The organism is Streptomyces sp. NPDC043878, from assembly GCF_056435735.1.
In genome coordinates this window covers 57,253-83,986 of record NZ_JBWKDW010000013.1, presented here as the reverse complement: position 1 = coordinate 83,986, position 26,734 = coordinate 57,253, and the positions used below count along the sequence as shown (strand labels likewise).

General features: G+C 73.2%; 25 protein-coding genes and 3 pseudogenes. 13 read left to right on the top strand and 15 right to left on the bottom strand.

Annotated features, from left to right (window positions below):
- Positions 1-254: 254 nt before the first annotated feature.
- The gene (locus tag AC07AZ_RS19445; protein WP_478849276.1) at positions 255-1,001 is read right to left on the bottom strand and encodes an RNA-binding S4 domain-containing protein; all 747 of its coding nucleotides are present in this window, start codon (positions 999-1,001) and stop codon (positions 255-257) included.
- Positions 1,002-1,135: 134 nt separating this feature from the next.
- Here AC07AZ_RS19445 and AC07AZ_RS19440 point away from each other — a divergent pair.
- Together AC07AZ_RS19440 and pip are read left to right on the top strand one after the other, a co-directional pair.
- Positions 1,136-1,816, top strand: a pseudogene (locus AC07AZ_RS19440) (uracil-DNA glycosylase); the annotation flags it as partial.
- Between the two features lie 54 nt (positions 1,817-1,870).
- Positions 1,871-2,851, top strand: a complete 981-nt coding sequence (gene pip, locus AC07AZ_RS19435) for a prolyl aminopeptidase (protein WP_478849546.1) — start codon at positions 1,871-1,873, stop codon at positions 2,849-2,851.
- A gap of 71 nt (positions 2,852-2,922) precedes the next feature.
- Here the strand turns inward: pip and AC07AZ_RS19430 are convergent.
- Both AC07AZ_RS19430 and AC07AZ_RS19425 read right to left on the bottom strand, forming a co-directional pair.
- Positions 2,923-3,099 (bottom strand): annotated as a pseudogene (locus AC07AZ_RS19430) (FCD domain-containing protein); the annotation flags it as partial.
- A gap of 91 nt (positions 3,100-3,190) precedes the next feature.
- Positions 3,191-3,655 carry a GNAT family N-acetyltransferase gene (locus AC07AZ_RS19425; protein ID WP_478849274.1) on the bottom strand — a complete coding sequence of 155 codons (465 nt, stop codon included), beginning with the start codon at positions 3,653-3,655 and terminating at the stop codon, positions 3,191-3,193.
- 349 nt (positions 3,656-4,004) lie between these two features.
- On the opposite strand from AC07AZ_RS19425, the gene AC07AZ_RS19420 reads away from it, so the two are divergent.
- The 3 genes from AC07AZ_RS19420 to AC07AZ_RS19410 all read left to right on the top strand — a co-directional run bounded on the left by AC07AZ_RS19420 (position 4,005) and on the right by AC07AZ_RS19410 (position 7,023).
- A complete protein-coding gene (locus tag AC07AZ_RS19420) occupies positions 4,005-5,885 on the top strand; it encodes an FUSC family protein (RefSeq protein ID WP_478849272.1) in 1,881 nt (626 codons plus the stop codon).
- Between the two features lie 110 nt (positions 5,886-5,995).
- A complete protein-coding gene (locus AC07AZ_RS19415) occupies positions 5,996-6,685 on the top strand; it encodes a DUF899 domain-containing protein (protein ID WP_478849270.1) in 690 nt (229 codons plus the stop codon).
- Between the two features lie 155 nt (positions 6,686-6,840).
- Positions 6,841-7,023, top strand: coding sequence for a hypothetical protein (locus AC07AZ_RS19410; RefSeq protein WP_356047243.1), 183 nt, complete (start codon positions 6,841-6,843; stop codon positions 7,021-7,023).
- A gap of 24 nt (positions 7,024-7,047) precedes the next feature.
- Here AC07AZ_RS19410 and AC07AZ_RS19405 read toward each other — a convergent pair whose 3' ends face one another.
- The 3 genes from AC07AZ_RS19405 to AC07AZ_RS19395 form a co-directional block, all read right to left on the bottom strand.
- Positions 7,048-9,015 carry an ABC transporter ATP-binding protein gene (locus tag AC07AZ_RS19405; RefSeq protein ID WP_478849267.1) on the bottom strand — a complete coding sequence of 656 codons (1,968 nt, stop codon included), beginning with the start codon at positions 9,013-9,015 and terminating at the stop codon, positions 7,048-7,050.
- Positions 9,016-9,259: 244 nt separating this feature from the next.
- Positions 9,260-9,712 (bottom strand): hypothetical protein, encoded by a 453-nt coding sequence (locus AC07AZ_RS19400; protein WP_478849265.1) that lies wholly within the window; start codon positions 9,710-9,712, stop codon positions 9,260-9,262.
- On the bottom strand, positions 9,709-10,368 hold the full coding sequence (locus tag AC07AZ_RS19395; RefSeq protein ID WP_478849263.1) for an ATP-binding protein: 660 nt from the start codon (positions 10,366-10,368) through the stop codon (positions 9,709-9,711). The genes AC07AZ_RS19400 and AC07AZ_RS19395 overlap by 4 nt, the downstream gene beginning before the upstream one ends.
- A gap of 243 nt (positions 10,369-10,611) precedes the next feature.
- On the opposite strand from AC07AZ_RS19395, the gene AC07AZ_RS19390 reads away from it, so the two are divergent.
- From AC07AZ_RS19390 to AC07AZ_RS19380, 3 genes and pseudogenes are all read left to right on the top strand, one after another.
- The gene (locus AC07AZ_RS19390; protein WP_478849261.1) at positions 10,612-11,472 is read left to right on the top strand and encodes a helix-turn-helix domain-containing protein; all 861 of its coding nucleotides are present in this window, start codon (positions 10,612-10,614) and stop codon (positions 11,470-11,472) included.
- The gene (locus tag AC07AZ_RS19385; protein WP_478849259.1) at positions 11,473-11,727 is read left to right on the top strand and encodes a DUF397 domain-containing protein; all 255 of its coding nucleotides are present in this window, start codon (positions 11,473-11,475) and stop codon (positions 11,725-11,727) included.
- 131 nt (positions 11,728-11,858) lie between these two features.
- Positions 11,859-12,684 (top strand): annotated as a pseudogene (locus AC07AZ_RS19380) (SAM-dependent methyltransferase).
- 301 nt (positions 12,685-12,985) lie between these two features.
- Here the strand turns inward: AC07AZ_RS19380 and AC07AZ_RS19375 are convergent.
- Positions 12,986-14,488, bottom strand: coding sequence for an aminotransferase-like domain-containing protein (locus tag AC07AZ_RS19375; protein ID WP_478849257.1), 1,503 nt, complete (start codon positions 14,486-14,488; stop codon positions 12,986-12,988).
- 47 nt (positions 14,489-14,535) lie between these two features.
- Here AC07AZ_RS19375 and AC07AZ_RS19370 point away from each other — a divergent pair, with 47 nt between their 5' ends.
- A complete protein-coding gene (locus AC07AZ_RS19370; protein ID WP_478849255.1) occupies positions 14,536-15,123 on the top strand; it encodes a carboxymuconolactone decarboxylase family protein in 588 nt (195 codons plus the stop codon).
- Between the two features lie 264 nt (positions 15,124-15,387).
- On the opposite strand, the gene AC07AZ_RS19365 is transcribed toward AC07AZ_RS19370, so the two are convergent.
- The 3 genes from AC07AZ_RS19365 to AC07AZ_RS19355 form a co-directional block, all read right to left on the bottom strand.
- Positions 15,388-16,875, bottom strand: a complete 1,488-nt coding sequence (locus AC07AZ_RS19365) for a glutamate synthase subunit beta (protein ID WP_478849253.1) — start codon at positions 16,873-16,875, stop codon at positions 15,388-15,390.
- Positions 16,876-17,097: 222 nt separating this feature from the next.
- On the bottom strand, positions 17,098-17,577 hold the full coding sequence (locus tag AC07AZ_RS19360; protein ID WP_478849251.1) for an anthrone oxygenase family protein: 480 nt from the start codon (positions 17,575-17,577) through the stop codon (positions 17,098-17,100).
- A 285-nt stretch (positions 17,578-17,862) separates the two neighbouring features.
- Complete coding sequence (locus tag AC07AZ_RS19355; RefSeq protein ID WP_478849248.1) at positions 17,863-18,672, bottom strand: DUF2293 domain-containing protein; 810 nt, start codon at positions 18,670-18,672, stop codon at positions 17,863-17,865.
- A 201-nt stretch (positions 18,673-18,873) separates the two neighbouring features.
- Between AC07AZ_RS19355 and AC07AZ_RS19350 the strand changes: the two genes are divergently transcribed.
- Entirely contained in the window at positions 18,874-19,515 is a 642-nt protein-coding gene (locus tag AC07AZ_RS19350; protein ID WP_478849246.1) for a nucleoside/nucleotide kinase family protein, read from the top strand.
- A 181-nt stretch (positions 19,516-19,696) separates the two neighbouring features.
- Positions 19,697-20,128: a CBS domain-containing protein gene (locus AC07AZ_RS19345; protein ID WP_478849244.1), complete on the top strand. Its 432-nt coding sequence runs from the start codon at positions 19,697-19,699 to the stop codon at positions 20,126-20,128.
- 103 nt (positions 20,129-20,231) lie between these two features.
- Here the strand turns inward: AC07AZ_RS19345 and AC07AZ_RS19340 are convergent, their stop codons facing one another.
- Positions 20,232-21,359 carry a magnesium and cobalt transport protein CorA gene (locus tag AC07AZ_RS19340; protein ID WP_478849242.1) on the bottom strand — a complete coding sequence of 376 codons (1,128 nt, stop codon included), beginning with the start codon at positions 21,357-21,359 and terminating at the stop codon, positions 20,232-20,234.
- Positions 21,360-21,598: 239 nt separating this feature from the next.
- Here AC07AZ_RS19340 and AC07AZ_RS19335 point away from each other — a divergent pair, with 239 nt between their 5' ends.
- Positions 21,599-22,393 (top strand): methyltransferase, encoded by a 795-nt coding sequence (locus AC07AZ_RS19335; RefSeq protein WP_478849240.1) that lies wholly within the window; start codon positions 21,599-21,601, stop codon positions 22,391-22,393.
- Positions 22,394-22,542: 149 nt separating this feature from the next.
- Here the strand turns inward: AC07AZ_RS19335 and AC07AZ_RS19330 are convergent, their stop codons facing one another.
- The gene (locus AC07AZ_RS19330; protein ID WP_478849238.1) at positions 22,543-23,457 is read right to left on the bottom strand and encodes a carbohydrate kinase family protein; all 915 of its coding nucleotides are present in this window, start codon (positions 23,455-23,457) and stop codon (positions 22,543-22,545) included.
- The gene (locus AC07AZ_RS19325) at positions 23,454-24,362 is read right to left on the bottom strand and encodes a pseudouridine-5'-phosphate glycosidase (RefSeq protein WP_478849236.1); all 909 of its coding nucleotides are present in this window, start codon (positions 24,360-24,362) and stop codon (positions 23,454-23,456) included. The genes AC07AZ_RS19330 and AC07AZ_RS19325 overlap by 4 nt, the downstream gene beginning before the upstream one ends.
- Before the next feature lie 99 nt (positions 24,363-24,461).
- On the opposite strand from AC07AZ_RS19325, the gene AC07AZ_RS19320 reads away from it, so the two are divergent.
- Positions 24,462-24,890 carry a VOC family protein gene (locus AC07AZ_RS19320; RefSeq protein WP_478849544.1) on the top strand — a complete coding sequence of 143 codons (429 nt, stop codon included), beginning with the start codon at positions 24,462-24,464 and terminating at the stop codon, positions 24,888-24,890.
- Between the two features lie 65 nt (positions 24,891-24,955).
- Here AC07AZ_RS19320 and AC07AZ_RS19315 read toward each other — a convergent pair whose 3' ends face one another.
- Together AC07AZ_RS19315 and AC07AZ_RS19310 are read right to left on the bottom strand one after the other, a co-directional pair.
- Positions 24,956-25,510: a methylated-DNA--[protein]-cysteine S-methyltransferase gene (locus AC07AZ_RS19315; RefSeq protein ID WP_478849234.1), complete on the bottom strand. Its 555-nt coding sequence runs from the start codon at positions 25,508-25,510 to the stop codon at positions 24,956-24,958.
- 72 nt (positions 25,511-25,582) lie between these two features.
- Complete coding sequence (locus AC07AZ_RS19310; protein ID WP_478849232.1) at positions 25,583-26,461, bottom strand: glycerophosphodiester phosphodiesterase; 879 nt, start codon at positions 26,459-26,461, stop codon at positions 25,583-25,585.
- Positions 26,462-26,734 lie beyond the last annotated feature (273 nt).

Genomic DNA, 26,734 nt, shown 5'->3' with positions numbered 1-26,734 from the left:
CGATGTTGGTGCGGATTGGGTGTCGGCGCCGGTGCGGCGGGTGATGCGGGTGGCTGGTCGGCCGTGCCGAGACGGACGCGGGGCCCGGTCGGTGCGGAGACCGCTGCCGGTTCCGGTGTCGGTGCCTTCACCGCTACCGGCGTGGCTACCGATCCTGCCGCCGAAGTCGACGTGCAGGGCGCCGGCGGTCGGTGGGCTGAGGGGCCCGGGCCGGACGCCGGCGCCGTGCACCTCGGCAGGGCACGGCCGGAGACTCAGCGGCCTCCGCGCCTGGGGCGGCCGCCGGGCGAGCCGAACGGGCCCGGTGCGCCCGGACCACCCCTCGGGGCCGGACCGCCCCGTGTACCCGGGCCTCCTGTCGCCCCCGGACCACCCGTGCTCCCCGGTGGTCCGCCCAGCCCGCGCAGGCGTTCCATGTCACGGCGGTCCCGCTTGGTCGGCCGGCCCGTACCGCGGTCGCGGATGCCGGCCGGGGCGACGGCCTCGCGCGGCGGGGGCGGCGGGCTGTTGTCGACGTAGCACTGCGCGGCCACCGGGGCGCCCACCCGCTTGCGGATCAGGCGCTTGACGACGACGACCCGTTCCCAGCCCTCCTGCCGGACCCGCACCTCGTCGCCGACGCGCAGGGAGTGGGCGGGCTTGACCCGTTCGCCGTTCACCCGCACATGACCGCCCCGGCAGGCGGTGGCGCCCATGGAGCGGGTCTTGACCAGCCGGACCGACCAGATCCAGCTGTCGATGCGCACGCTCTCGCCGTGCTGCGGACCGGCCGCCTCGGCGGCGGCCACCGCGGCGGCGGTCTTTGCGTCCACGCCGTCGGGGCCCTCGGGGCCGTCAGGTTCCCCGGTCGCCTGGTTCTGGGGACCGTCGTTTCCCGGGGCGGTCCCGGCGGGCCGGTCACCCTGCGGACCCTGCGGATTCCGCTGGCTGTCGGGTCCGCCGGCGTCCGTGGCGCCGCCGTCGGCCCCGTCGTGGTCGTGGTCCGGGTGCTCAGAAGCCATGCCGCCGACTTTAGTCCCCGGAGCGGCGAGGACCGGCCGGGTTTTCGGGGCCCGGCGCGGAGGCGGGCGAGGACAGGGGTGCGGCGGGGGAGGGGCCTGCCCGGCCAGGTGGATCACGGCCTTACGGTGGACCCATGCACAGCCTGGAGGATCTGGACGCGCGGATCAGCGGTTGCAGCGCCTGTCCCCGGCTCGTGGCGTGGCGTGAGGAGGTGGCGCGGACCAGGCGGGCCGCCTTCGCCGACGAGACGTACTGGGGCAGGCCGGTGCCGGGCTTCGGTCCGGCGGACGCCCGGCTGCTGATCGTCGGCCTCGCCCCCGCCGCCCACGGCGGCAACCGCACGGGCCGTATGTTCACCGGTGACCGTTCCGGAGACGTGCTGTACCAGGCGCTGTACGACGTCGGGCTCGCCTCGCAGCCGACGTCGGTCCGTGCCGGTGACGGCCTGGAACTGCACGGCGTGCGGGTCACCTCGCCCGTGCACTGCGCCCCGCCCGCCAACAAGCCCACCCCGGGTGAACGGGACACCTGCCGGCCCTGGCTCGTCCGGGAACTGGGGCTGCTGCGGCCGAGCCTGCGGGCGGTGGTCGTGCTCGGCGCCTTCGGCTGGCAGGCCGCGCTGCCCGCGTTCGCCGAGGCGGGCTGGACCGTGCCCCGCCCGAGGCCGCCCTTCGCCCACGGGGCCCGTGTCCCGCTCGGCGGACTCGACCTCTTCGGGTGCTTCCACGTCAGCCAGCGCAACACCTTCACCGGCAAGCTCACGCCCGCGATGCTGCGGGACGTGCTGCGCACGGCGGCGGAGGCGGCGGGGCTGGAGGGGGCCGGAAACCGGGGCGACCGGACCGTCGTAGGGCGGTACGGTGCGCCGATGACCTTGTATCCGCAGATCGCACCGCATGACCACGGCATGCTCGATGTCGGTGACGGCAACCATGTGTACTGGGAGATCTGCGGCAATCCGCGCGGCAAGCCCGCGGTCGTGCTGCACGGGGGGCCGGGCTCGGGAGCCAACGCGTACTTCCCGCGCCTGTTCGATCCGGCCGCGTACCGGATCGTGCTGCTCGACCAGCGGGGGGCGGGGCGTTCGACGCCGCCGGCGAGCGCGTACGACACCGACATGAGCGTCAACACGACCGCTCACCTCATCGCCGACCTGGAGTCGCTGCGGCGGCACCTGGACATCGAACGGTGGCTGGTGTGGGGCGTGTCCTGGGGGTCGGTGCTGGGGCTGCGGTACGCGCAGACGCATCCCGGGGTGGTGTCGGAGCTGGTCCTGACCGGGATCGCGACCGGCTCGAACGCCGAAGTCGCCCTGCTGACCAGGGGACTGGGGAAGATCTTCCCGGAGGCGTTCGAGCGGTTCGCCGCCGAACTGCCCGAGGGGGAGCGGGACGGAAACCTCGCGGCCGCCTACAACCGGCTGCTGGAGTCGCCCGATCCCGAGGTGCGCGAGCGGGCCGCGCGGGCCTGGACCGACTGGGAGACCGCCATGGCGCCCGCGCCGCCCCGGTCGATCGCCCGCTACGAGGACCCGGTGTTCCGGATGGGCTTCGCCCGCACCGTCACGCACTACTGGGGCAACGACCACTTCCTGGGGGAGAGTGAGGACGACAGCGTCGGTGTCGTACTGCGGGACGCGCCGGCGCTGAAGGACATTCCCGGCACCCTCGTGCAGGGCGCTCTCGACTTCGGCAATCTCCTCGGTACCGTCTGGCGGCTCCATCACGCCTGGCCGGGCAGCGAGTTGGTGGTGGTCGACGACGCCGGCCACAACGCGGGGGCGCCCGGCGTGGCCGAGGCGCTGGTGGCGGCGACGGACAGGTACGCCCGCCGCGGACAGGGCGCCTGACCTCCCCCGGCCACGCCCTCCGCCCCCTCCCCTTCTCCCGCCCGCACCCCTTCTCCCTCCCCTTCCTGCATCCCGAACAGGTGCCGCACCGTCGAGCGGTAGTTGGCCTGTACGTGGCTGAGGGCGTGGGCGCGGGCGCGTTCCGGGTCGCCGGAGGCGATCGCGTCGTACAACGCACGGTGTTCGGTGAGGAGTTGGGGCCACTCCTCGTTCTGCCGGGTGAGCCGGCGCAGGCGGCCGTCGACGGGTCCATGACCGAGATCAGCGGGACACCCGCGCCGCCGGGCAGAACACCCGCTCCACGGCGCGACGTTCCGCGCCACGGCAGGACCCTCCGCCCTACGGCTGCCACACGTACCGCACATCCGGCTCCCGTTCCTCGTTCGAGCTGCCGTCGGTGCGCTCGGCGACGACGAAACCGTGCCGCTCGTAGAAGCGGTGGGCGGGCTCGTTCACCTGGAAGGTCCACAGCCGCACCCCCCGCGGGCTGCGTTCCTTGGCCAGCGCGACGAACCGGTCGCCGATGCCCCGCCCCCGCCACTCGGGGGCGAGGTACAGCTGGGACAACAGGTCGCCGTCGAGCACCATCAGCCCGACGATCCCGCCCCCGTCCACCGCCTCGGCCACCCACGTCTCGCGCGACGGCACCACCACGTCCCGGATGTACGCCCGCACCTCGTCGTCGGACCGGGGCCTGACCACCGTGGGCAGCGCGGCACCGAACGACCGCAGCCACACGTCGGCCGCGGCGGAGGCGTCGGCGGCACCGGCCCGGCGCAGCACGACGGCCGCCTGACCCCTCACGCCGCCACCACCGCGGGGACGACAGCGGGCGCCGAGACCGCCGAGCGGGCCGGAGGGCGGGGGAGGACGGCGATACGCTGGATCACGGGGGCTCCTGACCTGGACACCGGGCGACCCGCCGATCATCCGGGGCCGCGCGGGCCAGCGCATCCGAATATGCGCGATCTCCGCCCCGGCGTCCGGGGTTGCGTTCATAAAGAACGCGGCCTCCGTGGCAACCGTCACCTCGCCGAAACGCAACCACCCCCTCTTCCCGGGGAACGCGATCTACCGTGGAGAGCACAGTCCGCAGCCCGGCCGCCGTCGCCCGAAGGCTCATCTCCGCCCTCGTCGAGACGACAGGAGTCCCGTGTCGCGCCCCGCTCTGACCCTTCCGCCCTGGCTCGCCCACGCGCTCCGCGCCCAGCGGGGACCGGTGCCGTGGAGTGCGGTGGTGCGGGGGGCGCTGGCCGCCGGCCCGCTGCTGCTCGTCGCCGTGCTCGTCGGCCGGACCTCGCTCGGGGTCGTCGCCGCGATCGCCGCCATGCTCGCCGGGATCAACGACCGGCCCGGCAGCCGGCGCGTCTCCGTAAGACGGCTCGGTGTGCCCGCGCTCGCGGGGGCGGGCGGGCTGCTGGCCGGGACGTACGCCGGTGACCATGCCGGGGCCGTCACACTGACCGTGCTGTTCACCCTCGTCGGTCTCGTCGCGGGCAGCCTCAGCGCGGTCGGGACCGTCGCCTCCGGGGCCGGCACGCAGCTGCTCGTTGCCTCCGCCATCGGGGCCGGGATGCCGTTGCCGGAACCCGGATGGCAGCGCGCCCTCGCCTTCCTCGCCGGGGCCGGGTGGCTGCTCGCGCTGCGGCTGCTGCTGCCCACACCCAAGGCCATGGCCGGCGGCGACTACCGGTTCGACGGGGAGCGGGACGCCGTGGCCGCCGTCTACGACGCCGTCGCCGACCTCCTCGACGCCGCCGGGACACAGGAGGCGACCGCGCGCCGGGCCGCGCTCACCGCCGCCCTCGACCACGCGCAGGACGCCCTCGCCGGACCCCGCCTGCGGCGCTACGCGAGCTCCGCGGCCGAACGGCGGCTGCACGCGCGGTACGCCGCCGCGCTGCCGCTCGCCGAGGCCGCGACCGCCCTCGCCTGGGCCGGGGAGGCGGTCGCCGGCCGGGCGTCCGAGGGGCCGCGCCGGCTCGCCGCCGCAGTCCGTGGCAGCACCCACACCGGACCGCTGCCCGCCCCCCACCGCTCCGCGCCCGCCCTGCGCGCCCTCGACGACGCCCTCCTGCACGCGGCCGAGTCCTTCGACGACGCCAGGGGCAGCGATCTGCACACCCGCAGGCGTACGGCCGGGAGGCTGCCGCGCGCGATCTTCGGGGCCGGCGGACGCGAGTACGGCCTGCGGGTCGCCCTCTGTTTCGGAGCCAGCGCGGCCGTGGCGCAGGCTCTGCACCACGCCCGCTGGTACGGGCAGCACGAACACTGGTACTGGCTGCCCGCCACCGCCGTCTTCCTCGTCAAGCCCGACCTCGGGCCGCTCGCCTCGCGCGTCCTGTGCCGGGCCGCGGGGACCGTGCTGGGAGCGGTCGTGTTCGCCGCGTTCGCCGCCGTGCTCCCGCGGCCCGAGGGGCTGATCGCGCTCGTCGCGGTCAGCGGCGCCCTCATTCCCGTGGCCACCCGGCACTTCGCCGCGCAGACCGCCGTCGTCACCGTCCTCGTCCTCGCCCTGGTGATGGTCGGCGGGGAGCCGCAGGCATCGGTGAGCCGGATCGGCGAGACACTGCTGGCCTGCGCGATCGTGCTGATCGTGGGACATCTGCCGATGCCCGGACAGCGGGGCGGCGGCGTACGCTCCCGGCTCGCCGCGGCGGGGAACGCGGCGCAGGCGTACCTGGCACACGTCCTGCGGGAGTCCGACGGCCGGACCGCCCGGGGAGCTGAGGGCCGCGAGGTCCGCTGGACCCTGCGCCGCGAGGCCTACCGCACGCTCGCCGAGGCCCGCACCGCCATCTCGCTCGCCGCCGCCGAACTCCCCGCCCTGGCCCGGCACGCCGAAGGCGCGGACGACATCGCCGCCGCCCTCGAACGACTTGTCGACACCACCACGGCCTGCGCGGTGCACCTCGACGACACGGGACGTCTCACCCCCGACCACACCGGACGTCTCACCGCCCTCCTCGGCGAACTCGCCGAACACCGTGAGCGGGCCGGACTGCGAGAACCCGAGATCCCCGTCGCGGTCTGAACGACGCCGGCGCCGTCCCTTACCCGCCGAGGAGGTTTCCGCCGGGGGCGATGAGTTCCGTGGCTGCGGACGGTCACCACCGGGAACGGACCGTTGCACAGGAAGGGCCCATGTCGCTTCCGGAGATCGTCTCGCGCGCGCAGCGGCGCGCCGCACGCGAACACCTGCTGCTCAAGGAGAAGGCGGCCACCCGCGCGCGGGACGCCCTCAACACCGAGCGGCGCGAACTGCCCATAGTCGAGATCGACGAGGAGTACGTGTTCGAGGGCGGCGACGGAAAGGCCACACTGGCCGACCTCTTCGAGGGGCGGGACCAACTCGTCGTCCACCACTTCATGTTCGCGCCGGAATGGACGGCCGGGTGCCGAAGTTGCTCCGCATTCCTGGACCAAGTGGGGCATCTCGCACATCTGCGGGCGCACGGCACGTCGTTCGCCGTGGTCTCCCGGGCGCCGTACACGAGGATTCTGCCGTTCAAGGCGCGCATGGGCTGGACGCTGCCCTGGTACTCCTCGTACGGCGGTGACTTCAACCATGACTTCGAGGTGACCCTGGAGCGGGACGGGGAGCTGGTCGAGCGGGCCGGCGTCAGTTGCTTCCTGCGCGACCGTGACCGGGTCTTCCACACCTACTCCACGTACGGGCGCGGTCTCGACGGGCTGGGCTCGACCACGACCTTGCTGGACCTCGCCGCGCTGGGGCGGCGGGAGGAGTGGGAGCGACCGGAGGGGCGGGCGTCGGCGCTCGGGGCGTCGGCGGGAAGTGGGCGGATCCTATATCACGACGAGTATGACGACTGATACGGAAGGTGACACCCATCGCCCAAAAGTGGAGATCTTCCTCACACTCTGCGGTGAACGAGTGTCAACTACGTCTCAGTACCGTCACTTCCCGAGGCGTTCACCCTGTGGTTGGCGTTTAGTTCATCAAGTACAGCGCTACATGGAGGTGCAGGGTGAACGGGCGAACGGTGCTTGAGCGGTTCCCCGCCGGCGGACCGCGTGGTTCGTGGCCGGCGGAGGAGTTCGCGCAGTCTCGGCGTCTGGAGGGCCTGTCCGCGGAGGTCGTCATGGATCTGGCGACGGACATGTTCCTGGTGATCGTCCGCAGCGGGGAGGCGGCCGACGCCTCCGCCTGAGCGCCCGGTGTGTGCCCACGGAGGTCAGCCCGCCTTCGGGGCGGGCACCTTCGTCGTGAACTGGTCCGCCTGCAGTGAGTACAGCTCCGCGTAGACGCCGCCGGTGGCGAGCAGCTCCTCGGGCGTCCCGGACTCCACCAGCCGGCCCTGCTCCAGGACGTGCACCAGGTCCGCGTGGCGCACCGACGCCAGCCGGTGGGTGATGAGGATGACCGTCTGTCCGCTGCCGGCCAGCGCGCGGATCTTCTCGAACACCTCCAGCTCGGCCCGGGCGTCCAGGGCAGCCGTAGGCTCGTCCACGATCAGGATGCGGCCGCGCCGGTACGCGGCCCGGGCGATGCCGAGCCGCTGCCACTGACCGCCCGAGAGCTCGTGCCCGCCGCTGAAGTCGCGGGCGAGCAGCGTGTCCAGACCGCGCGGCAGATCCGCGAGCACCTCCTCGGCCCCCGCCTCCGCGACCGCGTCGGCCACCCGCTCGTCGGTGAGCGGCGCGGAGGAGCGGCCGACCGCCACGTTGACGCGGGCCGTGAACGGCCACCGCTTGAAGTCCTGGGCCACCATCGCGACCCGTTCGGCGAGCCGCCGCCGGTCGGCGGTCGCCGCGTCCACGTCGTCCCACAGGATGCGGCCGCTGTCGGGCGCGTACAGGCCCGCCAGCAGTTTCACCAGGGTGGTCTTGCCCGAGCCGTTCTCCCCGACCAGGGCGACGATCCGGCCGAGCGGCAGGTCGAGCGTCACGTCGTCGAGCGCGGGGCGGGTCGCGTCACCCGGATAGCTGAAGGTGACGTGCTCGAACCGGATCACGCGAGGCTCCTCCGGCAGCGCCGTGCCGCCGACCGGGATGGCCCGTTCGGCCGCCTCCACGTACAGCCGTTGCAGATCGCCCACGAACAGCGCCTCCTCGTGCAGCGCGTTGACCTCCACGACCAGGGTGTCGAGGCTCTGCGAACCCGTACGGATGGCGATCACGGCCGTACCGGCCACCGACAGGGCCATCGCGCCCGTCACCAGCAGGCCGCCCAGCGTCAGGTAGGTCGCCGCCGTCGCCAGGCCGGTCCAGGTCGCCGCGATCAGTCCGGTGCGGGCGGCGAGCCGGGCCAGCCGGGTCTGCTCGGCCTCCGCCGTCTCGGCCATCGCGCGGAAGTGGCGCAGCAGGAACGGGCCCACGCCGTGGACGCGGATCTCCGGGGCCGCCTCCGGCTGGATGAGCAGCGCTCCGAGCAGCCGACCCGCGCGCGCGTGCTGCACCCAGGCGTGGAAGGACTCGTAGCGGCGGCGGGCGATGGTCAGCGCGCTCCAGCCGCTCGGCAGCGTCATCGTCGCCAGCAGCGGAAGCAGCGCCGGGTGCAGCACGGTCAGCACACCCGCGGCCGCGACCAGGGAGATCGCCGCGTTCATCACCCGGGTGGCGCACCCGATCATGCGGCGGGCGGAGGCGGCGCCGTACTGCGCGGTGTCCAGCAGCTTGTGGAAGGCGTGGTCCTCGATCGCGGCCAGTTCGACGGCCGCGGCCCGTTCCAGGTACAGCTCGGTGGCCACCCGCTCCACCTTGGGTTCCAGCCGTCCGGCGGCGTAGGTCGAGGCGGCCCGCAGCAGCGCGCCGACCAGCATCACGGCGGCCATCGTGACCAGCGCGGGGACCGCCCCGCGCAGCCGGGCCTCGATGGCACCGCCCGCTATCAGCCGGCCCAGTACGTTGTTGACCGCCAGCAGGCTCACCGCCTGGGCCGCGCCCCGGCCCGCCTCGGCGGCCAGCACGGTCCGCGCGGCCCCCCGGTCGGCCTGCCAGGCCAGCCGGAAGCTGGACGCCAGCAGGGCGGGCAGCCGGGTCACCATGGCCCGGAAACTCAGTTCGAGGAAAGCGTCCGCGTGCGAGTTCCAGCCGGTGTCGTAGCGCAGCGGGCCGCCGAAGAGCAGCCGTTCCGACTCGGAGATACCGGCCGCCGCCGCGGCCTCGGCCCCGTCCTTGTCCCCGTCGTGCCTCTTCGCCACCGCCGACCTCCCCGATCGTTGACGAACGGCCAACTATCGCGGGATCCGGCCGCGGCGGGGCAGAGCGCATGCGGAGGAGACGGGAGCACGCGGGCGCGCGCCGTGGCGAGGTGGTGGGGCGGGTGGATGCCGTGGGTGCGGGGGGGAGGGATGCGGCTGGATCAGGCGGCGGAGGGCGTACGGCGCGGTGAGTGTCGCGTGTCGGGGCGCCCCGACCGGGTAAGGCAGTGTCGCGCGGTGTGCGTCAGGCGCTGACCGGTCGTGACCAGGCCGGTGTCGTGCCCGTCAGGCGGCACAGGGCCAGGTAGAGCGGGATCGGCGGGGTGTACGGAAGCGTCCCGTCCGGTGTGTGGATCAGAGGCGGCGCGGCCGGGGCGTCCGGCACGACCGCCCCGGTGACGTACCGCGCCGGCGCCGGCCACTCCAGGGCGTAGTCGGAGTCCGACGGAACGATCCACCACCACTGCGTCTCGTCGGCGTACACGCACCCGACCCGCGGCAGGCGGGGTATCAGCAGCGGGCCGAGACGGGCGGGTGTCGCCACCGCGTCGCAGCCCAGCGGGACCGTCATGCCCTCGGGGACGGGCAGTCGCCGGGGTGTGCCCGCGGTGCGCGCGGCCGGGGCGTACAGCCCGCGGCGGAGCCGGACCAGCGTGTCCAGGCCCAGCACCTGGGCTCCGCCGTACCCGCGGCTCACGCGCCGCCCCACTCTCGGCCCACCCCGCGCGGGTGCATCTCGACGGCCGCCGGGCCCTGCCGTTCCCGGGCGTCGTCCTCGCCGCCCGAGCCGTCGGCCGGACCGGGCTTCGGGCGTGCTCCCCAGCCCAGGTCGTTGCGCGGGCCGGTGTCCTCGCGAGGCGTGTCGGCCTTGCGCGGCAGCTCCGCCCAGACCAGCAGGCCGGGGCCGTGCTCCTGGGCGCCCCAGGCATGGCACAGGGCGTCGACGAGAAACAGTCCCCTCCCCTGTTCCTCCTCGGGGCGCTGCGGGTACGGGTGCGGATCACCCGGCGCGCAGCCCTGGTCCCGTACGGCTATGCGCACCAGGCCGTCACCGTCGTGCAGCTCGCAGACGACGACGCTGCTCGCGGTGTGCACGATCGCGTTGGTGACCAGCTCGGAGACCACGAGGGCCGCTGTGTCGCAGGTGTCCTCGCAGACGGACCAGCCGGTGAGCCGGGCCCTCGTCAGGCGTCTGGCCTGCGCGGGAGAACCCGGGTGGGCGGCCAGCTCGAAACGGAACCGGCGCTCGGCAGCGGCCCTGTCGGGGCCTGCTCCCGCGGCGGCACCGAGACCTGGGGGGCGGCCTGCGGCGGCGTCTGTTCCTAAGGGCGCGGACGGAATCACGCTTGCCACTATCGCCCCGACGTGAACACTTGGCAAGTGTCACTCTGAAAAATGCAGAGTGCTGTGTGACGCGGTGAAGCGCCGTGGCACACTGCTCGCAACAGCACCACGAGCGGCGCCAGTTGGGATCAGCGAAGATTCGTACCGATCTTCGAACAGGTCTTCGAATGGCGCCGCAGGGCTGTCAGGATTCTTTCGCGCTCGGCCTGATCGCCCCGGGTCGTGCCGACGGGGACTTTGTGGAGGTGCAGCGTGAGCGAACCGCGGTCCGCGCCGACCGTCGGCCAGGTCGTTCTCGGCCGGCGCCTGCTGGACCTGCGGGAGAGCGCCGGGCTCAAGCGTGAGGAGGCGGCCCGCATCCTGCGCGTCGCCCCCGCCACGGTCCGCCGTATGGAGATGGCCGAGGTCGCGCTCAAGATCCCGTACCTCCAGCTGCTCCTCAAGGCCTACGGGGTGTCCGACGCCGAGGCGGAGGGCTTCGTCCGGCTGGCCGAGGACGCCAACCGCCCCGGCTGGTGGCAGCGCTTCCACGACGTTCTGCCCGGCTGGTTCTCCATGTACGTCAGCCTGGAGGGCGCCGCGTCCCTGATCCGTGAGTACGAACCGCACTTCGTCCCCGGACTGCTGCAGACCGAGGACTACGCGCGTGGCGTCCTGGAGTCCGGCGCCATCGGCCAGACGAGCCCCGAGGACATCGAGCGCCATGTGGCGCTGCGCATGCAAAGGCAGGATCTGCTCACCCGTCGCGACGCGCCCAGGTTGTGGGCCGTGATGGACGAGACCGTGCTGCGCCGCCCCGTCGGCGGCCCGGAGGTGATGCGTGCCCAGATCGACAGACTGCTAGAGGCCATGAAGCTGCCCAACGTGACGCTGCAGGTCGCCCCGTTCGAGAACGGGCCGCACCCCGGCACGTATGGGCCCTTCGTGCTGTTCCGATTCGCCGTGTCCGAACTTCCGGACATGGTCTACAGCGAGTACCTGACCGGCGCGGTATATCTCGACGCGCGCTCGGAGGTGGCGACCCACCTCGAGGTCATGGACCGCATGGCGGCGCAGGCCGCTACAGCACATCGCACGAAGGAGATCCTCCGAGATCTCCGCAAGGAGTTGTGAATGGATCGCATCAAGCCGCGCTTGCCGGTCTACAACGGCATGCCCGCGCGGGAACTTGGCAGCGAAGGCTGGCACAAGCCGTGGAGCGGCGGTAACGGCGGCAACTGCGTGGAGGCGATGAAGCTGTCCGACGGCCGGATCGCCGTCCGTCAGTCGACGGACCCGGACGGACCCGCTCTCATCTACACCACCGACGAGATGACCGCCTTCATCGAGGGCGCGAAAGCGGGTGCGGCCGACTTCCTGTTGTCCTGAACCCTGTTGCCCTGACGACTCCCGCCCTGCCCCTTCTCCCACCTCCTACCTCGTCCCAACCCCCCTCGACCACCCCCCTGTTCTGACGTCCTGTCACGTTGATTGTTATGGCGCTGAGTTGACCACATTCCATGGCATGCCCTTATGGAGCTCCCGATGACCGCCCAGCCGCCCGCCGAGGTCGACACGACCAAGCCGCATCCCGCGCGGGGTACGACTGGTGTCTCGTCGGCAAGGACAACCACCCCGTCGACGAGGCGATGGGCCGGCAGATGCTCACCCTCGACCCGAGGGTCCCGGTGATGGCGCGCGTCAACCGCGCGTTCATGCACCGCGTCACGCGCTGGCTCGCCACGAACGGCGTACGCCAGTTCCTGGACGTCGGCACCGGCATCCCCACCGAGCCGGACCTCCACCACTCGCCCAGGAGATCGCGGCCGACGCCCGCGTCGTCTACTGCGACAACGACCCGGTCGTCCTCGCCCACGCCGCCGCCCTGCTCGGGGCACGGACCAGGGGACGACCGAGTACCTCCAGGCCGACGTGCGCGACCCGGAAGCCGTCCTCGCCGGCGCGAAGAGGGTCCTGGACTTCAGCCGGCCCGTGGCGCTCTCGCTCATCGCGCTGCTGCACTTCGTCTCCGACGGTGACGGCGCGCACGAACTCGTCGGCAGGCTGCTGTCCGAACTGCCCTCCGGGAGCTACCTGGTGGTGAGCCACGCGACCGCGGACCTCACCCCCGAGGAGTCGCAGGCGGCCACCGCGAAGCTCAGGGCCGCGGGCGTCACCCTCGCCCTGCGCTCCCGCGCGGAGTTCGCCCGCTTCCTCGACGGCCTCGACCTCGTCGAGCCCGGCGTCGAGGTGCCGCAGCTGTGGCATCCCGAACTGGGAGAGCCGGTCCCGGGACAGGACGACGGGATCATCCCCGGGTACGGGGCGGTGGGACGCAAGCCGTAGGGGTGGGGCGGGGCTGTCCTCCTGTTTGTGCCGGGTGGGGGCCCACTTGCCTCTGTCGGGGGCTGTTCCGCTTGTGCGGTGGGCGTCGGGGGCTGTTCCGCCTGTGCGGTGGGCGGGCTGCCCGTTGGTGCGGTGCCGGAGCTGTCCGGCTGTGCCCCGGTCGAGGGTGCTCACCCGTGTCGCGGCTTGGGCTGTCCGTCCGTGCGTCGGCTGGGGTCGGCCGCTCGCGCGGTGGCCGGGGTTGCTCGCCCGTTTCGTGGTCGAGGCTGCCGAGGCTGCCGACCGGCACGCGCGGTGCCGCTCACTCCGCCGGCAACACCCCGCACAGCGCGTCCAGGGCCGCCCCGTACGCGGCTTCAGAGGGCGCCGCGTACCCCACCACCAGGCCGTCCGACACGGCCATGTCGGTCGCCGGGTGGCGGAACTCGGCGAGTCCTTCCAGGGCGACCCCCCGCCAGGCGGCCGCCTCGACCGTGGCGCGCTCGGTGCCCGGCGGCAGCCGCAGCACGGCATGCAGCCCGGCCGCCACACCGGTCACCTCGACCTGCGGCGCGTGTACGGCGAGCTCCGCCGCCAGCCGGTCCCGGCGGCTCCGGTAACGCTGCCGCATGCGCCGCACATGGCGGTCGTACGAACCGCGGACCACGAAGTCGGCCAGGCTCAGCTGGTCGAGAACGCTCGACCACGCCTCCCGCTCGCCCTTGGCCGCGAGCACGTCGCCGACGTACCGCTCGGGCAGCACCATCCAGCCCAGCCGCAGCGCCGGCGACAGGCTCTTGCTGACCGAGCCGATGTGGATCACCCGCTCGGGGTCGAGGCCCTGTATGGCGCCGACCGGCTTGCGGTCGTAACGGAACTCCCCGTCGTAGTCGTCCTCCAGCACCACCGCGTCGCGCGCGCGTGCCCAGTCGATCACGGCGGTGCGCCGCTCCGCGTGCAGCGGGCCGCCGGTGGGGAACTGGTGCGCGGGAGTGAGCAGAACGGCCCGTTCCCGCCCCAACAGGTCGACGCGCGCCCCGTGTTCGTCCAGGGGGAGCGGTACGGTCCGCACGCCGGCCGCCGCGAGCAGCTCCCGGTGGAAACCGAGTCCGTACGCCTCCACGGCGAGCGGACCGCGCAGCACCGTGTTCCCGCCGCCACCGCTGGTTCCGCGCCCCCCTGGCCGCCCGCCGCCGCGCCTGTCGCCGGTTCCGCCCGCACGCCGTGCTCCGCCGTTCGGGCCGAAGAGCAGGCGCAGCGCGTGCCCGAAGCCGGAGCAGATCACGATCCGGGCGGGGTGGGTGCGAACGCCTCGCACGCGCGCCAGGTACTCCGTGAGCGCCTCCCTGAGCTCGACGCGACCGGCGGGGTCCCCCGGCCCGAACGCCTCATGGGGCGCCTGCTGGAGGGCCCGCCGGTACGAGGCGAGCCACGCCGAGCGGGGGAACGCCGACGCGTCCGGGGTGCCCGTCCGCAGATCGTGCCGCGGGCCACGCGCGCGGAACGGCGCCTTCTTGGGCACGCGCGCGTCGGGCCGCAGGGGCTCGGCGCGTTCGGCGACCCGCGTGCCCGCGCCCTGCCGGGCGGTGAGCCAGCCCTCCGCGACGAGCTCCGCGTAGGCGTCGGCCACCGTGTTGCGGGCGATGCCGAGGTCGGCGGCGAGCGAGCGGTACGGCGGCAGCCGGGTGCCGGGGGCGAGCCGCCCCCCGCGTACGGCCTCGCGCAGCGCGCGGGTGAGGGCGGCGCGCCGTCCACCCGGCCCGGACAGTTCCAGATGCAGGTCGGCGCCGATCCGCTCCGCGGAATTGACCCATGATTCCACCATGGAAATGCACCCTACAGCCGGTCTTTGTGGCCCGTAGATTGAGGGACATGACGACGAACACCACGACGAACCCGATGGCGACCACGGGAAGCACGGAGAGCACCATGAGCACGACGAGTACCACGGCGAAGACCGCGAACCCGACCGATGTCTCCTCGACCGGGGCCGGGGCCGGCCACGCCGAGACGGGCCGCATCGACTTCGCGAAGTCCGCCCCCAAGGTCTTCCGCGCCCTCGTCGGTTTCGACGCCGCCGCCCGGGAGGGCCTCGACCCGGCCCTCGTCGAGCTGATCAAGATCCGTGCCTCGCATGTCAACCACTGCGCGTACTGCCTGTACCTGCACACCAACGACGCCCGCAAGGCCGGCGAGAGCGAGGACCGGCTGCACATGGTCGCCGTGTGGCGTGAGGCCCGGCACTTCTTCTCCGAGCGGGAACAGGCGGCCCTCGCCCTCACCGACGCGGTCACCCTGGTCGCCGACGGTGGCGTCCCGGACGACGTCTACGCCCAGGCCGCGGCCCAGTTCGACGAGCAGGAACTCGCCCACGTCCTCGCGCTGATCCTCGCCATCAACACCTGGAACCGGGTTGCACTGTCGACGGGCAAGCTCGCGGGCACCGACCTGCGGGGCTGACCAGGTCCGGGCACCGGCACCCGAGAGCGACGGGACCCGAGGACCGACACCCGGGCTGACCGGGCCCGGTTCGTACGCGGGGAAACCCGGGTACGGCCGGGCAACTCCTCGGGTGCACGGGGTGCACGGGGTGCATCGGGTGCCGCGGGCGGAGGCCGGTGGCCGGGGCCGGGCGTCGGACGGTGCCGGACGGGGCGTCGGGCGGGGCCGGACGGGCGTCGGACGGGTGCGGGGCGGGTGCCGGGCGTCGGCCCTGTGCTCGGACTACACGGCCATCGGACGGTCGTCCGGCCCGATCGGCGCCGGCAATCGTGAACTCCCCGTCAGGCGGCGGTCGACGGCCGCCGCCACCGCCCGTCCCTCCGCGATCGCCCACACGATCAGCGACTGCCCGCGGGCGGCGTCCCCCGCGGCGAACACCCCGGGCACGTCGGTCGCGAAGTCGGCGTCCCGCACGAGCGTGCCCCGCGGGTCGGTCCGCAGCCCCAACTGGTCGATCAGCCCGTCCTCACGGCCGGGCCCCGAGAAGCCGAGGGCGAGCAGCACCAGGTCGGCGGGGAGCGTCCGCCCGGTACCCGGCACGGGGCGCCGCGCCGCGTCCACCTCGACCAGGTGCAGCGAGCGCACCCGCCCGTCGGCGTCACCGGTGAAGCGGAGCGTGGACGCCGCGAACAGCCGCGCGTCGGCGCTCGCCGCCGGCGCGCTGCGCAGGTCGCGCGCCTCCTCGTGGGCGGGCGAGAGCCGGTAGATCTTCGGGTACGTCGGCCAGGGCTCGGCGTCCTCGTCGCGCTCGGCTTCCGGCTGGCCGTAGATGTCCAGCTGCGTCACCGACGCGGCGCCCTCCCGCACCGCGGTGCCCAGACAGTCCGCCCCCGTGTCACCGCCCCCGACGATCACGACATGCCTGCCGGCGGCGGACAGCGGGGACGACGCGAGATCGCCCTCGCACACCCGGTTGGCCAGCGGCAGATACTCCATCGCCTGGTGGATGCCGAGCAACTCGCGTCCCGGTACAGGCAGTTCACGCCACGCCGTCGCCCCGGTGGCGATCACCAAGGCGTCGTGACGCGCCCGCAGCTCCGCCGCACCGACGTCCCGCCCGACGACTGTCGAGGCACGGAACTTGGTCCCCTCCGCCCGCATCTGCTCCAGCCGCCGCTCCAAGTGCCGTTTCTCCATCTTGAACGCGGGGATGCCGTAGCGCATCAGGCCGCCCAGCCGGTCGTCCCGCTCGTACACGACCACCGTGTGCCCCGCCCGGGTGAGCTGCTGGGCCGCGGCCAGGCCGGCGGGCCCCGACCCGATCACCGCGACCGTCCGCCCGGACAGCCGGTCCGGTGGCCGCGGCGGTGCGAGGCCCAGTTCCCAGACCCGGTCCGCGATCGCGACCTCGACGTTCTTGATGGTGACCGCCGGCTGGTTGATCGCCAGGACGCAGCCCGCCTCACAGGGCGCCGGGCACAACCGGCCGGTGAACTCGGGGAAGTTGTTCGTCGCGTGCAACCGGTCGGCCGCCGCCCGCCAGTCGTCCCGCGAGACCAGGTCGTTCCACTCGGGGATCAGGTTGCCGAGCGGACAGGCGTCGTGGCAGAAGGGGATGCCGCAGTCCATGCACCGGTCGGCCTGCCGGGTGACGATGGGCAGCAGTGCCCCGGGGACGTACACCTCGTCCCAGTCCCGGACCCGCTCCTCGACCGGCCTGCGTGGCCTGTCCTGCCGGGGCGTGGTCATGAATCCCTTGGGATCGGCCATGGCCGTGTTCCTCGCGTGCGCGTGCGACGGGGCCGTGCGTCATCGGGCGGCACTCTTTCGGCCACGATACGTCCCGCCGGCCACCTACGCAGAGTGAAGACGACCGGTTTTCCGGGAGTTCCGCCCGGACACACGCGGGCCGCGGCCGGGTACCCCCGGGCTGGGGCTCAGGAGTGCCGCAGGAACGTCGCAGCGGCGCCGCAGGCGGGGGAAAGGGCTCGCTCAGGTGAGAGCCAGAACGTACGCCAACGCCGCGGCCGCCGAGGCGACGGTCCGTATGTGATTCCACCTCGTCCACTCGCGCACATACCCGGGCCAGTACGCGGCCGCCTCCTCGCTGTCGGCGTCCAGCCCGAGCAACACGTCGTTGCGCGGCACATGCGCTGCCCTGGTCAGTGCGAAGGAGCCCGCCAGATACAGCACGCTGCCCACGATCAGCTCCACGGCCCCCTGCGCCGGCCACACCACGAACGTCACCACCGCGATCACCGCGCACACCACCGCCGACCCGAGGAACACGATCATGAAGGGCGGACGTACGGCGGCCACGTTGATCGCGTTCATCGCAGCCACCCCCCGAGCCGGCGGCAGCTCCGCCAGCCCCCTCATCACGAAGGTCGAGAACCCGCAGAACACCCCAGCCACCAAGGCGGTCCCGAGCACACCCAGCACTGTCAGAACGAAGTACGGTCCCTCGATCACGCCGGCCCCAACTCCCGCGTCCGGCCGGACCCTTGCCCGGCACCACCTGCCCTCACCAGTGAACTCCCGCGCGGGTACAGCGACTCCGCCCGAGCCGCGCGGATGCAGCGACTCCGCCCGAGCCGCGCGGATGCAGCGACTCCGCCCGAGCCGCGCGGGTACAGCGACTCCGCCCGAGCCCTGCGGGTCAAACGCGAAGGCCCTACCGCACGGGTCATGCGTGAACGCCCCATCGCGCGGGGCCGTGCGCGCACGTCCAGCGGACGGACGTGGCGCGTCGGCTCGTCACCCGACGACCGCCTCAGCTTCCGTCCCACCACCCTGGGCCTCCCTCCCACCACCCTGGGCCTCCCTCCCACCACCGCGCGCCCCTTTCTCGCCGTCCGGCGCCTCTGCCGTGCCGCCTCGTTCCGCCTCCGCGGTCCGCCACTCCCGCAGCGTCCGCTCCACGGCCGGTGCGATCCGCCGCCGCGCGTCCTGCCGGGGCACCCCGCCCATCAGCAGGTTGTCGTACGAGGTGTCCACATGCCGTACGGACGCCCCGACCGCCGAGGTCACCGCCCCCTCGGACAGCGCTCGCCCCGCCGCGCTCCGGCCCACGCGCCCGCTGCCCCGCACCGAGGCGTGTGCCGCGATCTCGTCGGCCCGATGCGCCGGGCACCCGGGGAAGAGCCGCCGTATCTCCGCCGCGAACGCCTCCGTGAACCGCACGTCCTCGGCGGCCCGCCGCCGGGCGTCGCGCACCCGGCGCCGCCGCCGCGCCTCCGTGTCCGCGAGACACCGCCGCTCGGCCCGGGCGAGCCCCGCCTCCTCGACCAGGACGCCCTGCCGCTCGTATCGGCTCCCGCGCCGGTTGAACCGCACCACCACCGCCGACAGCGCGCTCTCCTCCCGCGACCGGCGGGTCAGCGCCGTGTCGCCGCGCGGCACGAACACGAGGTGCCCGAGGTCTGCACAGTCCAGGCACCGAGGCGCTCCGTCCTCCAGCACCAGCATCGGCAAGGGGCCGCAGCCGCATTCCGCGCAGTGCCGTCTGCGCAGAGGCTGCACGACGAGAAGCTCGTGGTGCGGCGAGGAGTTCGCAGGGGACGCCATATCCGCCATACCTGCTCCATTCCCCGCGAGGCAGCCCGTTCCACGGGAATCGCGGCGGGTCGCCGTCATCATCGCCGCGTCCGCGTCCGCGTCCGCGTCCGCGTCCGCGTCCGGGGCCGGGGCCGAGCCCGAGCCCGGGTCCGCGTGCCCGTCGCCCGTGTTCCGTGGGCGGGACCCGGCCCGGCCGGCCCCTGACGCATCATGGGGCGTGTGCGACTCGAAGCGATCACCTGGGACCGGCTCGGCGACCTCCTGGCCGAGCGACTGCTCGACCTGAAGCCGGCCGACGGCAGCCCCTGGCCCCGCATCGCGTTCGACGGCGCCCCGGCCGCCCGGCCGGGAGACCTCGCCGAGCGGGTCGCGGAGGCCCTGCGCGTACGCGGCCGTCCCTCGCTCGTCGTCGGAACCGAGGGCTTCCTGCGCCCTGCCTCGGTCCGCCTGGAGTACGGCCGCCATGACGTGGAGGCCTACTACAACGGCTGGTTCGACACCGGCGCCCTGTGGCGCGAGGTCTTCGGCCCCCTCGAACCCGGCGGCGACGGCCGGGTCCTGCCCGACCTGTGGGATCCGGCGACCGACCGTGCCACCCGCAGTCCCTACGTCCAACTCCCGCCCGGCGGCTTCCTCCTGCTCCACGGTCCCCTCCTGCTGCGCCACTGGTTCCCCTTCGACCTGAGCGTCCACCTCCTGCTGTCCCCCGGCGCCCTGCGCCGCCGTACCCCCGAGAGCGAGCACTGGACACTTCCCGCCTTCGAGACCTACGACGACGAGACGGATCCCGCCGGTGCCGCCGACGTCCTGGTGCGCGCGGACGACCCGCGCCATCCGGCGTGGAACGGCTGATCCGGGCCGGCGAGGTCCTGCCACGCGTCGTGCGCTGCCCGGCTCCCGGGCGTCCGGGTGCGCGCTCCGGGGCGCGCGGCGAGAATGAAGGGCGCCGGTATCAGCGGCGCGCCCGGCGCCGTGTCGGCCGCCCGGCCCCCACTCCGCGCCGCGTCGGCCACCCGGCGTCTGGAGGTACGCCATGACCACCGCCGGAGACATCATGCACCGTGGTGCCCAGTGGATTCCCGCCCACGAGACCCTGGACCGCGCCGCCCAGTTGATGCGCGAACTGAACGTCGGAGCCCTGCCGATCAGCGACCGGGACGAACGGCTCTGCGGCATCCTCACCGACCGGGACATCGTCGTCGGCTGTGTCGCCATGGGCCACGACCCCGCCCGGGTCACGGCCGGCGAGATGGCCAAGGGCACCCCGCGCTGGATCGAGGCGAGCGCGGACGTCGGCGACGTGCTGCGTGAGATGCAGGAGCACCAGATCCGACGGCTCCCCGTCATCGAGGACAAGCGCCTGGTCGGCATGATCAGCGAGTCCGACCTGGCCCGGCATCTGACGGAGGACCAGATCGCGGCCTGGGCCGAGAACGTCTACGCCATGCCCCACAGCCGCGCTTGACCCGGCCGGCCCGCACCCGGCCGGCCCGCCGCCGAGCCCCCGCACCCCACCGGCCCCCTCCGTACGCCTCCGAAACCCGCCTCGCCCCTGCCCCGCGCGTCGGTCAGAGCCAGCCGTTGCGCCGGAACCCGCGGTACAGCACCAGGCACGCCAGCGATATGACCCCCATGACCAGCCCGTAGCCGAACCGCCAGTGCAGTTCCGGCATGTGGTCGAAGTTCATGCCGTACATCCCGCAGACCATGGTCGGCACGGCGATCACCGCGGCCCACGCCGTGATCTTCCGCATGTCCTCGTTCTGCGCGACCGTCACCTGCGCGAGGTGCGCCTGCAGGATCGAGTTGAGCAACTCGTCGAAGGCGGCGATCTGTTCCTTGGCCCGGTGCAGGTGGTCCGAGACGTCGCGGAAGTACGCCTGTATCTCGGGGCCGACCACCTGTGTCGGCTGGGTGGCGAGATCCTCGAGCGGGCGCCCGAGGGGGACCACCGCCCTCTTCAGTTCCAGGAGTTCCCGCTTGAGCTGGTAGATGCGTCCCGGGTCGGCCCGCGCGCCGTTCTCCGCGAACACGTCCGTCTCGACCTGGTCGATGTCCTCCTGGACCGAGTCGGTGACGCTCAGGTAGTCGTCGACCACATGGTCCGCGATGGCGTGCAGCACCGCCGCCGGGCCCTTGGCGAGCTGCCCGGCATCGGCCTCCAGTTCCTCGCGCAGGGGACCGAGCGACCCGTGCCGGCCGTGGCGCACCGTCACCACGAAGTCCGGGCCGACGAACACCATGATCTCCCCGGTGTTCACCACCTCACTGGTCGCCGTGAGCTCCTCGTGCTCGACATAGCAGACGGTCTTGAACACCGCGAACAGTGTCTCGCCGTAACGCTCCACCTTCGGCCGCTGATGGGCCTCGACCGCGTCCTCGACCGCCAGAGGGTGCAGGTCGAACAGCTCGGCGATGCCCGCGAACTCGCGGTCCGTCGGCTCGTGGAGGCCGAGCCAGACGAAGCCGTCACGATGCTTGCGCACCCGCTCCACGGCGTCGACCAGATCGGTGCCCGCGGGAATCCGGACACCGTCACGGTAGGTCACGCAGTTCACCACGGAGGACCCCAGCGGAGACCGGGCCGGGTGGCTCAGGTCGACGCGCGGGCGCCGCCTGGCCAGCCGCGCCACTCTGCGGAGGCCGCCCACCCTGCCGAGGCCCGTCACCTTCCGCAAATTCCCTGCCATGGACATCCGGACCTCCTCGCGTGGATCTCCCTGCGCCGTGTTCCCGCGCCCTGGCGGGCAAGTCTGCCAGGCCGGCAGGGAGCCCGTGGACGCCTGTGGGAACGCGAGGTTCCGCTTGGTTCCCGGCTGTGGACAACGGGCCTGCGCGCCGCGAGCCGCCGAACCCGAACGGACGGGGCGCGACATCTCGCCGCCGTCGAGCGTCGGCCACTTCGGACACGCCGTACGACTGGGATGATCGCGGCATGACGCGATCAGACCGGTACCTCCTCGACAACCGGCAGCCCGAGGCGGGCGAGCGTTTCGACGCCTTCGCCACCGTCTTCGACCCCACGACGTTCCGGCACCTCGAAGCGCTGGGCGTCGGACCGGGCTGGCGCTGCTGGGAGGTGGGCGCCGGCGGCACCTCGGTGGTGTCGTGGCTGGCCAAGAAGGTCGGACCGACCGGCCGCGTCCTCGCCACCGACATCGACACCTCCAGGGTCGCCCCGGTGGGACGACCGCCGGTCGAGGTCCAGGTCCACGACGTGGGGACGCAGGAAGCGCCGGAGGACGGGTTCGACCTGGTGCACGCCCGGCTCGTCCTCGTTCACGTGCGGGAACGGGACGCCGCGTTGCGGTCCATGGTCAAGGCCCTGCGCCCCGGCGGCCGGCTCCTGGTGGAGGACGGCGACCCCGCCCTGCAGCCACTGCTCTGCCCCGAGGAGTACGGCCCCGAGCAGCAGTTGGCGAACCGGCTGCGGCACGGCTTCCGCGAACTGCTCGCCGAGCGCGACGCCGACCTCTCCTACGGCCGCCGGCTCCCGCGCCTGCTGCGTGAGGCCGGTCTGCTCCGGGTGGAGGCCGACGCGTACTTCCCCCTCGCCTCACCCGCCTGCACCGCCCTGGAATCCGCCACCGTCCGTCAGATCCGCGACCGTCTCGTCGCCACGGGCCGCGCCACGGACGAGGACATCGACCGCCATCTGGCGAACATCGCGTCCGGAACGATGGAACTGGCCACCGCCCCCATGATCTCCGCGTGGGGGCGCAAGGCGTAGCTCCGGCGGGGACGTTGCCGAGGACGGGTGCCGCCTCGGCCCCCTTCCGCGGCTCGCGAGGGCGAGCGGCGCCGAGGGTGGAGGATGCCGTGCTCGCTCCGGCACAGGGGGCCGCCCCGCACGCCCCGGGCCGTGACGCCGGGCGGGTGTCACTCCGCTGCGGGTGGTGGTCTGCCGCCCACCTGCTGCACGGCCAGGGCCCCCGCCCGGCACCCCTCGCGTGCCGCGTCCTGCGCCGTGGCGCCCGCGAGGAGGCCGGCCAGGAACGCGCCCGTGAAGGCGTCACCGGCCCCCGTGGTGTCGCAGGGGATCACCGGCACGGCGGGGACACGGGCCTGAACGGCGCCGGAGCGGGCGATCACCGCGCCGTCCGCCCCCTGCTTGACCACCACCAACGGGACCTGGCGGCTGAGTTTCGCCGCCGCGTCCGCCGCATCGGCAAGGCCGGTCAGCAGACACGCCTCGTCCCGACTGGGCAGCAGCACACTCACCCCCTCGGTGAGCGCCAGGAAACGGTCGACGCCCAACTGCTCCAGGAAGCCGGCAGACGCAGGATCCAGGCTCACCGGCACACCTCGCGCGCGTGCCGACGCGACGGCGACCGCCACCAGCGCGCGGCTCGGTTCGGAGAACAGGAGGTAGCCCGACAGATGCAGTCGTGCGACGCCGTCGAGCAGCGCGTCCGACCAGTCACCGGGGTGGAGGCGCAGGGACGCGCCGCTGTCGGTGAGGAAGGTCCGCTCCGCCGCGGCGCCCGTGTCGACCAGGCAGATCACCGTCCCGGTCGGCGCCTGCGGATCGACGACGAGCCGGGGCCGCACTCCACAGGCGGTCAGCTCCCGCTCGTGCCATCCGGCCGTGTCCGCGCCGACCCGGCCGAGGAGCCGCACCTCGGCGCCGCGACGGGCGGCCCAGCAGGCCACGTTGGCGCCCGCGCCGCCGGGCAGGGCCCGGATCGCGGAGACCGTGTCCGTACCCGGCGCGAGCGGCCCCCGGTGCCGGGCCACGACGTCCGTGATCACGTCCCCGACGACCAGCAGGGCGCCGGCCGGCCCGTCGGTCACGCCGCGGCCCAGGCCGCCGCGATCCGTGCGGCCAGCCGCACGTTGCCACGCACCGCCGCCAGGTTGGCACTCAGCGAGGCGCCGTCGGTGTGGCGCACCAGGTAGTCGAGCAGGAACGGCGTGACCGCCTGACCGGTGACACCTTCCTCCTCGCAGGCGTGCAGGGCGTCCGCGAGCACGCGCGCGTGCAGCTCCGGGTCGAGCTGTTCCTCCCCGGGCACCGGATTGGCGACGATCAGCGCCGACTCGTGCCCGTCCAGCACGTCCTGGGCGCGCATGACGGCCGCCACCTGCTGCGGGCTGTCCAGCGTCCATTCCACGGGGTGCCCCGAGTCGGACAGGTAGAAGCCGGGGAAGCGGTCCGTGCCGTATCCGGCCACGGCGACCCCCAACGTCTCCAGCCGCTGCAGGGTCGCCGGCACGTCGAGGATCGACTTCACGCCTGCGCACACCACGGTGATGCGCGTGCGCGCCAGCAGACCGAGGTCGGCCGACTCGTCCTGCGTGAGCGTCCACTCCCGGTGCACCCCGCCGAGCCCGCCGGTGGCGAACACCCGGACTCCCGCCAGGGCCGCCAGCTGGGCCGTCGCCGACACCGTGGTCGCCCCGCTCACCCCCGAGGCCACGGCGAGCGGCAGGTCGCGGTGGCCCAGCTTGCGGATGCCGTCCTCGTTGGCGACCCGCTCCAACTGCTCCTTGTCCAGACCGACATGGGGCCGTCCGTCCAGCACGGCGATCGTCGCGGGCACGGCGCCCTCGCGTCGTACGACGTCCTCCAGCTCCAGCGCCACCCGCAGGTTGCGCGGGCGTGGCAGCCCGTGCGCGATGATCGTGGACTCCAGGGCCACCACGGGTTGACGCGCGTCGACCGCGTCCCGCACCTCTTCCGACACCCTCAGCACCACGCGCCTGCCTCCTGTCCGTCGGTCTTCTCTCATCTCTGGCGGGCGGCGCGCCCGGTCAAACCCTTGCGGCCGGTGGAGGAGGACACCAGCCTGGTGGCCATGACGGACAACACGACTCGTCTCGACCACATCGTCCTCTGGGTCCGCGACCCGGTGGCCTCGGCCGACTTCTACGAGAAGGCGGTCGGAATGGAACCTCTGAGGATCACCGAGTTCGCCGCGGGACAGACATCCTTTCCCTCCGTACGACTCAACGAGGAGACCATCTTCGACCTCGCGCCCCTGTCCCTGGCTGAAGGCATGAACATGCTCCCGGGTGCCGGGGACAGTGCGGGCCATGCCGTGAACCACGTCTGCCTCGCCCTGCGCGAGGACGCCTTCGACGCGCTGCGCAGCCGCCTGGAGGAACGGGCCGTCCCGGTGTCCGACTTCTCCTACGACTCCTACGGGGCCCGGGGCATGGCCAGGCGCAGCTTCTACTTCCGTGACCCCGACGGGAACATCTTCGAGGCGCGGCACTACGAGTAGCGCACCCGTGGGTCCGCGTACCCGGGTGCGCGGACCCGAGGTCTTCCTGTCCCCGCCCCTGCTGTCTAGAAGAGCGGCTCCGGCAGGACGCCCTCCAGTGCGAGCAGCTTCCGCTTGGTCTCCAGACCGCCCCCGAAGCCCCCGATGCCGCCGTCGCTCGCGACGACCCGGTGGCAGGGGACCACGACCGGCAGCGGATTGGAACCCATCGCCGTCCCCACCGCCTGGGCGGCGCCCGGCTGGCCGACGCGCCCGGCCAGATCGCCGTACCCCACGACCGTGCCGTACGACACCCCGGACGCCAGTACCCGCAGCACCTGCCGGTTGAAGCCGGATATCAGCGACCAGTCCAGCGGCAGCTCGAAGGCACGGCGGCTGCCCGCGAAATACGCCCGGAGCTGGTCCGTCGCCTCGGCGAGCGACGGGGAGCCGGGCGCCTCGACTGGCTCGCGGCCCAGCCTGGAGGCCAGCCGGTCGAGCGCCCGGTCACGCACCGCCCCGGTGGCGTGGAACACGACGTTGACCAGACCCTCCGGGGTCGCGGCCAGCAGCAGGGGACCGATGCCGGTGTCGACGACGGTCCACACGACCTGCTGCTCGTACTGCCGACGGCTGTCCATGCGCTCACCGTACGGCCCGCCACTGACAACGCCCGGAGAGCGCCCCTGGCGCCCTCGGGGCCCGGGGCGGGTTCACCATCCGCGCAGCGCGCCCCGCACCACGTCGGGCCGGTTGGTGATGATCCCGTCGACGCCGTACCCGGCGGCCCGCACCGCGGTCGGCGCGTCGTCGACGGTCCACGTGCACACTTCCAGCGGCCGGCCGTGCGGTCCGGTGAGCGCGTGGGCCGCGGCGACATAGCCACGGGAGACGGAGGCGTACGACGGGTTGATCCCGTCGGTGAAGGCCGCGAACGCGGGCAGCCGCGCGAGTGACGGAGTGCCGAGGAAGGCGGTGGTCACGCCCGGCTTCAGAGCGTGCACCGTCCGGATGCTGTCCGCGTTGAAGCTCTGCACGACCAGCCGGCCGTCGACATGCCGCCGGTCGAGCCAGCCCTCGTTGCTGAGCAGCTTGAGGGTCTCGCCTTCGATGCCGGGATACAGCTCCGGGTTCTTGATCTCCAGGAGCAGCTTCTGGTGGTTGTGCTCCACGCGGCGCATGTACTGCTCCAGCGTCGGCACGCGCGCGCCCGCGTAGGCGGGGCCGAACCAGCTCCCCGCGTCCAGCCGCGCGAGGTCGGCCGCGGTGAAGTCCCTCACTTTCCACGGCGCCCGCCCGGGGAACACCTGCTCGGCGTCGGTGGTGCGCCGGAGCGTGTCGTCGTGGACCACGACGAGTGTCCCGTCCTTGGTGCGCTGGACGTCGTTCTCGACCCAGGCGATGCCCATCCGGGCCGCCGCGTCGACGGCGGCCAGGGTGTTCTCGGGCGCGTACGCGGAGGCACCCCGGTGGGCGATCACCCGGGGGTGGCGGTCACCGACCTCGTGGGCCAGGGCGCCGGAGGCGGGCAGCAGGAGGGCGGCGGCCCCCAGGAGCGCGGTGGTCGTGGAGACAACGGCGCGCGCGTGCATGCGTGCTCCTCGCGTCGGAATATCACGGACAGCTTCACTGTGACAGCACAAGGTCACCATAAGCCGGGCGCAGAATGGCCACAGACTCCAAGGGGCCGCTCCGACTCCGCTCACCGGTGCCGCACAAGTGGGGCAAGGACGTGATTCTTTGCCTGAAAATCGTTCGACCATTCCGGTGGCAGTCATACTCTCTGCCTCGGCCCTGATCGCCCGGGCGATCCCGGGAAGAGGTGCATTTCAGAGATTCCGGGACGCAACTAGGCGGAAGGGTGG

Coding starts and splice junctions, on each gene's coding strand:
- AC07AZ_RS19385 (WP_478849259.1), top strand. CDS start 11,473: ATGGATCGCATCAAGCCGCGCTTGCCGGTCTACAACGGCATGCCCGCG.
- AC07AZ_RS19415 (WP_478849270.1), top strand. CDS start 5,996: ATGTCGCTTCCGGAGATCGTCTCGCGCGCGCAGCGGCGCGCCGCACGC.
- AC07AZ_RS19335 (WP_478849240.1), top strand. CDS start 21,599: ATGACGCGATCAGACCGGTACCTCCTCGACAACCGGCAGCCCGAGGCG.
- AC07AZ_RS19355 (WP_478849248.1), bottom strand. CDS start 18,672: ATGGCGTCCCCTGCGAACTCCTCGCCGCACCACGAGCTTCTCGTCGTG.
- AC07AZ_RS19345 (WP_478849244.1), top strand. CDS start 19,697: ATGACCACCGCCGGAGACATCATGCACCGTGGTGCCCAGTGGATTCCC.
- AC07AZ_RS19320 (WP_478849544.1), top strand. CDS start 24,462: ATGACGGACAACACGACTCGTCTCGACCACATCGTCCTCTGGGTCCGC.
- AC07AZ_RS19350 (WP_478849246.1), top strand. CDS start 18,874: ATGGGGCGTGTGCGACTCGAAGCGATCACCTGGGACCGGCTCGGCGAC.
- AC07AZ_RS19315 (WP_478849234.1), bottom strand. CDS start 25,510: ATGGACAGCCGTCGGCAGTACGAGCAGCAGGTCGTGTGGACCGTCGTC.
- AC07AZ_RS19365 (WP_478849253.1), bottom strand. CDS start 16,875: ATGGCCGATCCCAAGGGATTCATGACCACGCCCCGGCAGGACAGGCCA.
- AC07AZ_RS19370 (WP_478849255.1), top strand. CDS start 14,536: ATGACGACGAACACCACGACGAACCCGATGGCGACCACGGGAAGCACG.
- AC07AZ_RS19375 (WP_478849257.1), bottom strand. CDS start 14,488: ATGGTGGAATCATGGGTCAATTCCGCGGAGCGGATCGGCGCCGACCTG.
- AC07AZ_RS19445 (WP_478849276.1), bottom strand. CDS start 1,001: ATGGCTTCTGAGCACCCGGACCACGACCACGACGGGGCCGACGGCGGC.
- AC07AZ_RS19310 (WP_478849232.1), bottom strand. CDS start 26,461: ATGCACGCGCGCGCCGTTGTCTCCACGACCACCGCGCTCCTGGGGGCC.
- AC07AZ_RS19340 (WP_478849242.1), bottom strand. CDS start 21,359: ATGTCCATGGCAGGGAATTTGCGGAAGGTGACGGGCCTCGGCAGGGTG.
- pip (WP_478849546.1), top strand. CDS start 1,871: ATGACCTTGTATCCGCAGATCGCACCGCATGACCACGGCATGCTCGAT.